The sequence below is a fragment of the Acidovorax sp. KPB24-07 genome (assembly GCF_057543315.1).
The window spans coordinates 1-1,209 of sequence record NZ_BAAJYS010000681.1 but is presented as its reverse complement, the minus strand read 5'-3'; the positions used below and the strand labels follow the sequence as shown (position 1 = coordinate 1,209).

Below are 1,209 nucleotides of genomic sequence, written 5' to 3'. Positions count from 1 at the left end.
CGACTGGCCGCCCGGCCAGCAGCGCCCAGCAGACGTGCGCGGCACCGGGGTGCTGCTGCCACAGCGCATCGACGGTGGCCTGGGCCGACGCGCGGTCCGCCATGGGCTGCACGCAGCCGATGAACCGGCTTTTCTTGATGACCAGTTCGCTGTGGGTGGGGGTTCGCACGGTGTAGGGCATGGGCGGCGGAGCTTAACTGCACGCCGGCTCCATGGACGGCGTTCGGCACAAGGCTTGATGCACCTCAAGGCGCTGCAGGGGCCCCGCGCATACGCTCCCTGCATCGCGCTGTTGCTTCGCCCGGCTGCATGGAGCAGCCCGGCAACGCCAGGCGCAAGCACCTGTTTTATGAAGAAGGAAGACCTCATGGCAAACCACTGGAAATTCGCGGCGCTGGTCCTGGTATTGGCGGCTGGCCCCACCTGGGCCGCCGACTGCACGGCCGAGATCGAAGGCAACGATGCGATGCAATTCAACAAGGCGACCCTCGCGGTGCCGCAAAGCTGCAAGCAATTCACCGTCAAGCTCAAGCACGTGGGCAAGCTCCCGAAGACCGCCATGGGCCACAACTGGGTGCTGAGCAAGGCCGCCGACCTGCAGGCCGTGGCCACGGACGGCATCGCTGCCGGAGCCACCAAGAACTACGTGAAGGACGCGGACGCCCGGGTGATCGCGCACACCAAGATCGTGGGCGGCGGCGAGAGCGATTCGGTGACGTTCTCCACCCAGGCGCTCAAGGCCGGCGAGTCGTATGCCTATTTCTGCTCCTTTCCCGGCCATTCCGCGCTGATGAAGGGCACGCTGACGCTGGCGAAATAACCCTTCGCTTCCCGACGGTGTGGCCGTTGGCACACAAAGGGCTCCCTTTTCGGCGGGCCCTTTTTCGTTGACACGAAACAGTCACCCCGCCGCCATACGCTGGCGGCAACCCCGCATGAAAAGGACCCGCCATGCTTGCCGCTGCGCTGACCCACGTGATGAACGCCATGGTGTTTCCCGCTGCCCTGGCCGGTGCCAACGGGCCGGGCCGCGTGGAGGAGGGCGCCTTGGCCGCTATTCCTACCGCCTGGACCGCCAGGGCCACCGCACTGCACTCGCCCTACGGCGAGCCGCCCGCACCGGATCTGGACCAGCGGGTGCGTGCCTCCGGCGAATGGTGACGGGCCGATCGGGGCCCGCCACGCCGCGCACCGAGACCGCCGCCAGGC

Annotated in this window: 3 protein-coding genes; 2 read left to right on the top strand and 1 reads right to left on the bottom strand. The window is 67.4% G+C overall.

Going from position 1 to position 1,209, the window contains the following annotated elements; genetic code table 11:
* The coding region (locus AC27IQ_RS24980) for a YigZ family protein (protein ID WP_487091216.1) at positions 1-181 on the bottom strand (181 nt) is incomplete at its 3' end.
* A gap of 186 nt (positions 182-367) precedes the next feature.
* Between AC27IQ_RS24980 and azu the strand changes: the two genes are divergently transcribed.
* Positions 368-820: an azurin gene (gene azu / locus AC27IQ_RS24975; RefSeq protein ID WP_487091215.1), complete on the top strand. Its 453-nt coding sequence runs from the start codon at positions 368-370 to the stop codon at positions 818-820.
* A gap of 131 nt (positions 821-951) precedes the next feature.
* The gene (locus AC27IQ_RS24970; protein WP_487091214.1) at positions 952-1,161 is read left to right on the top strand and encodes a hypothetical protein; all 210 of its coding nucleotides are present in this window, start codon (positions 952-954) and stop codon (positions 1,159-1,161) included.
* Positions 1,162-1,209 lie beyond the last annotated feature (48 nt).

Bases quoted from the DNA above. Each gene is read 5' to 3' on its own strand.
- azu (WP_487091215.1), top strand. From the start codon at position 368: ATGGCAAACCACTGGAAATTCGCGGCGCTGGTCCTGGTATTGGCGGCT.
- AC27IQ_RS24970 (WP_487091214.1), top strand. From the start codon at position 952: ATGCTTGCCGCTGCGCTGACCCACGTGATGAACGCCATGGTGTTTCCC.